Annotated in this window: 3 protein-coding genes; all 3 read right to left on the bottom strand. The window is 43.3% G+C overall.

The features are described from left to right. Nucleotides 1-41: 41 nt before the first annotated feature. The 3 genes from VN105_RS01245 to VN105_RS01235 all read right to left on the bottom strand — a co-directional run bounded on the left by VN105_RS01245 (nt 42) and on the right by VN105_RS01235 (nt 4,909). The gene (locus tag VN105_RS01245) at nt 42-1,466 is read right to left on the bottom strand and encodes a hypothetical protein (RefSeq protein ID WP_325637125.1); all 1,425 of its coding nucleotides are present in this window, start codon (nt 1,464-1,466) and stop codon (nt 42-44) included. 67 nt (nt 1,467-1,533) lie between these two features. After that, complete coding sequence (locus VN105_RS01240; protein WP_325637123.1) at nt 1,534-4,326, bottom strand: TonB-dependent receptor; 2,793 nt, start codon at nt 4,324-4,326, stop codon at nt 1,534-1,536. 181 nt (nt 4,327-4,507) lie between these two features. Next, entirely contained in the window at nt 4,508-4,909 is a 402-nt protein-coding gene (locus VN105_RS01235; protein WP_325637121.1) for a hypothetical protein, read from the bottom strand. Nucleotides 4,910-5,019: the final 110 nt, after the last annotated feature.

Raw genomic sequence — 5,019 nt, 5'->3', positions numbered from 1 at the left:
CGGGCGGCCTAAGATTACAGTTTATGAAATTTAAATAAATACTATTTGTTCACAAATTTGGTCCAGCCTTTAAACCAGGTATCACCTGCTGCTGCTGCACCAACATAGGTAGTAGTAGTAAAGGCGCCACCACCTAATTTTGCGCTACTGAAATCCGCACCAGCCAGCAGCGGAGAACCGGTTGCAGGGGCTGGATCAAAAGTAGTATAACCTGTATTGGTCAGTTTTACATCCGCAATAGCAGCCAATGTTTTATTAGCAAATGCAGCGGTGCTGAACCAGGTCAGGGAATTAAACGCAGCAGTACCCGGTGCTACTACCAGCGGGCAACCTGCAATCGTGTTATTTTTATACTCCAGTGCATTGGAAGTAGCGCTGGCTTCTGTGAGTGTACCATCCAGGAACAAACCAACAGGCCATCCTACAAATACAGAATTGAATACAGATATTTTACTGTTCCTTCTGATATGCGCACCTCTTTTGTAAGGAGCTGCAGTAGTAGCCTCAGTGGCATTAGCATAAGGACCAACAATAGTCATGTTACTGAAAATAGCAGAAGTTTGCGGAGTTTTGGTAGTACCTTCAGCATCGTTATCAGACTCAAAACCATTGGATGCACCGCTTGGACCGAAATCAGCAATGGCAGCATCACGCAGCACCAAACCAAACTGGATCTTTCCGGAGAAGCCGTTATCTGTATCGAAATCGTCGTCAGTAGCACGATAAGAGATCAGGTGTTTGCAGTTCACTGTACCGCCAAACCATTCGAAAGAATCATCACCTGAATAACTTACCTGAACATAGTCAATAGTTGTACCGGAGCCTACACTACCAAAAGTAACACCGTTGATTTCATCGTTTACTGCGAAGGCAATACCAGGATATTCCACCCTTACATATTTCATTATACCGGAGTTGTCATCTGCTTTGGTACCACCATGTAAACCATAACCAGTAGCAGTTTCATTCACACCGCCTTCAACAGCCTGCAAACCTGCAACGCCATCTTTAGCGCCATTGTTGGGTGCATTACCCAGCAGAATGATACCACCCCAGTCGCCACTGTTAGGTGTAGCCTGACTGGAAGTAAACACAATCGGAGCAGCGGCTGTACCCTGTGCATCAATTTTACCATTTCTGGTGATGATCAGCGCACCTTTACTTGGGGATTTAGATCCTTTAATGGTAACGCCTGGCTCTATTTTAATAGTTGCACCATTCAATACAAAAGTGAAATCAGTCAGCAGGTAAGTTTTACCGGTTTTTAAAACAGTGTTGGAAGTGATTTGTTTTGGCAGTGTTTCAGGAGCTTCCTTAAATTCGCTGTCATTGCTGGTTCTTTCAATTGTAGCTTTTGTCATGTCTACTTGCTGCGTCGGTGGCGGAGTTGTAGGATCGTCGTCTTTACCACAGGATGATGCCATGATCACAGCTAAGAACATTACAGGAAACAGAATCTTTTTCATGTCAGATGGATTGAAATTAAATGCAGTTTTTAAAATCTATTATTCCTAATTATTAATCCTCTCTTTATCAGAATTTGTAAGAGAAAGAAAGATTGACGTTGGTACCGCCTTTGGTACTTATTCTCAAAAAGTCTGATGTTTTATCATACTTGCCATTGTCGTTGTTGTCCTGGTAGAAGTTGGCAGACTGGTTCAGGATATCGCTTACAGTCAGCTTAATTTCTCCTTTATGGAAAACCTTTTGAGATACCATGAAGTCCAGTAAGGATCTTGGGGCTTCATATACATCGGGTTCAGTGTCATTACCCACAATAAAGATCCTTCTGCCAATTCGGTTAAACAGTACGTTTGCTACAGTACCGGTGGTTTCTTTTTCAAACTGTAATCCCACGTTTACCACATAGGGCGACTGGCCCTGCATAGGCCGGTCCTTCAGCACTTTATCCTTTTCGAAGGAAACTTTATTATAGATGTAGGCAACATTGGAAAACACGGTAAATGAATGCCAGAACGCAGCATTATTTGGGTTCAGGAAATCAAGATTCTTCCTAAATTCCAGCTCAGCCCCCGCACTATTGGCCTTAGGAGCATTCAGGTAGGTTAGGCCTACAGAACCTGCGCCACTATTATAGAATCTCTCAATAGGAGATTCAAAGTGTTTATAGAAACCGGCAATAGTTAGTACCTCTCCGGAGCGGGGATACAGTTCGTAGCGAAGATCCACGTTAGTTACCTTACTTCTCTTCAGGTTGGAGTTACCGGATTCGGTAGCCATCAGGTCAAAGTTGTAAAAGGCAAAGGGAGCCTGTTCACGAAACTCAGGACGGATAACCGTTTGAGATGCGCTGAAGCGGATATTGGTTTTTGCATTCAGCAGGTAAGTCAGGTTCAGAGAGGGTAAGATATCCGTTACTTTGGTTTTATTATTCTGCGGACCGTTCTGGTTATATTTAATAGACTGGTCAAAATTTTCTACCCTCACACCCCATACCAGGCGCCAGTTATCATATATGCTGTTGTCGAATTGCAGGTAACCCGCATTGAGCAATGCATTGGCGCCATAGGCATCCGGCGTATTGGTAATTTCATCCATCCGCAATAACCGGTCGGTGAAATTTTCAGAGGCAAATATTTTATCCGGGGTTAAGCGTACCAGATCATGTGCATAAGGATCACTAGGGTCAAAAAGAGTATAACCCAGTGCCCGGGGGGTAAAGCCACGTTCTTTGCTTTGGATCAGGTAACCCATTTTCACCTGCTGTTGCCGGCCTCCGATTTTGACAAACCGGCTCAGATCCACGATACCACCATAAATATTATCATTCAGCTTGGAATAGAAACGGCCGGAACCAGTGAGCGTAGCAGAACCACCCGAAGATATATTGGCATAGAAATCATCCTTACCGGCAGGGCTGTTATAACCTAAACGGCGAAGATCCGGTATATCCTGCTTCATACTGGTATAACTACCATTCCATTTGATCTTCACTTTTGTACGCTCCCAGAAATGCTCTCCTGATAACTGGGAAGTGTAAATGCGATTGCTGTTGAAACCCAGTTCATAAGCACGTACATCTGTTTCAGAAGGAATATCGTTACCATTTCTCACAGTGGTTGCCACTGTGGAGTTCACACTATACAAATTCTTAAAACTGATCTTATTCTTGCCGAACTGGTAAGACAGATTAGCCAATCCACCCCACAATACATTCTGCGTGGATTTTTTATCATTATAATTATAGATCCTTGATCCGTCGTTATCAAAGTCGGTACGATAAGTTTCGAAATTCCGGTTGTTGCGGTTATAGCTCAGCGACAATACAGCGCCAAAACGATTGCCCTCTTTCCCTTTATTGATACCTCCGGCAATCTGGAAATTGGAATTAAGCGGCGTATTTTTAGTATTTACCGACCATATATCAGGGAATGACTTGGATACTGCAATTTTATCTGCTGCAGACAACTGATCATAACCGGCTTTGGAAGACGGAAAAGCGGATGGCAATTTCCTTGTGCCATCATCTATACCCAGCCAGTCGTTGTTGCCGCCTTTATAGGTATAAAAATCCTTTCCGGCCGACATGGTATTGAAGCCGGTACCGGCCAATACCGTCAGGAAGTTTTCAGAAGGAATATCTTTTGTATTTACCTGCACCAGCCCACCTGCAAATTCTGCAGGCAACTCAGGTACAGCAGCTTTGTTAATTACGATATTCTCAACAATATTGGAAGGGAACAGGTCAAACGAAAATGTTTTCCTGTCGGGTTCTGTGCTCGACAACAGGGCACCGTTTACAGTAGCCTGGTTATACCGGTCTGCCAGTCCACGCACAACCAGGTATTTGCCTTCCTGTAAAGATGCACCGGATACTCTTTTCAGTACTTCCCCGGTATTTCTGTCGGGCGATTTGCGGATAGCTTCTGCAGATACCACCTGTGCTACAGTGTTAGTATTTTTTTGAAGGGTAAGCAGCGAATTAATAGTTTCCTGTTTAGCCGTTCCGGTGATCACCACTTCTTTCAGGCTTTTAGAACTCCGTTCCTCCATCACGATATCCAGATAGGTGGGTTTGCCTGCACTCACTACTACTTCAGATACTGATTTTGTCTGGTATCCCATGAATTTGAACTCCAGGGTATAAGTGCCCGGATCTACCAATATCTGGTACCTTCCTTCCACATCTGTTACTGCCCCCTTACCTGTACCAGCTACTACTATGGTTAACCCGATAATAGGCTCACCTGTTTTTTTATCGGTTACCTTACCGGTAATCTTAGCCGGATCAGCTGCAAAGGAGGCATTGGCAAAGGAGCAGCACAGCAATAGTGCCCAGATAAGTACAGTAGATAGTTGCTTCACAGTAATTTTTTAATCAGGTTTTAATACGGTTCTAATCCCGTTTTAATATTGATCGCAAAACTATTGGCATTAAATTACCGCAGTGTTAACGGAGCGTTACCAGAATGTTAATTGATAAAAGGCTTGCAGGAAGTTGCTGACAGTAGAAAAGGAGATAGCCTGGGTTAACTAGGAAAAAAGATTACCACATGTTCTGTTGCGGCGACTGACGATTATTATTTTTCAGCATATCGAGTGAAATATCCAGCTGGTAATTACGCTCAGTTTTCCAGTCCGATACCGGGCAGGCAATCTGGAATAAATGCTGACTTTTGTTCATGAAGGGTTTGTTGTCCTTATTGCACAACTCCAGTGAAAAATTAAACCGTTCTTCCACTTCTTCCTCAAACTCCCGCAAACTGAGGGTTTCATCGATCGGAAACTCCACCAGCACGTCCTCTTCAAAACCGGCATCTTTTAATGTATCAAAGGTATTGGCCAGCGAATTGCGCACATACACTGCCACGTTACAAAAGAGCAAACGCTGGATCTGCATCTGCAATAGGGAGATAGTCATTAAAGGATGTAACTTCAATACTTTCATCTAGCTGTTTTTCTTGCTTATCTAAATGTGCCACTATCGTCACACTTAATTATTTCTCTGGCAAACTTAGTAGTCTACTTTTAATTTAATATTAAGCGCTTGTTATGATT

This window comes from Chitinophaga sp. (assembly GCF_035564935.1).
Taxonomy (GTDB): Bacteria; Bacteroidota; Bacteroidia; order Chitinophagales; family Chitinophagaceae; genus Chitinophaga.
Note: the sequence above shows the minus strand (reverse complement) of the source record. Positions and strands in the feature narration are given on the sequence as shown.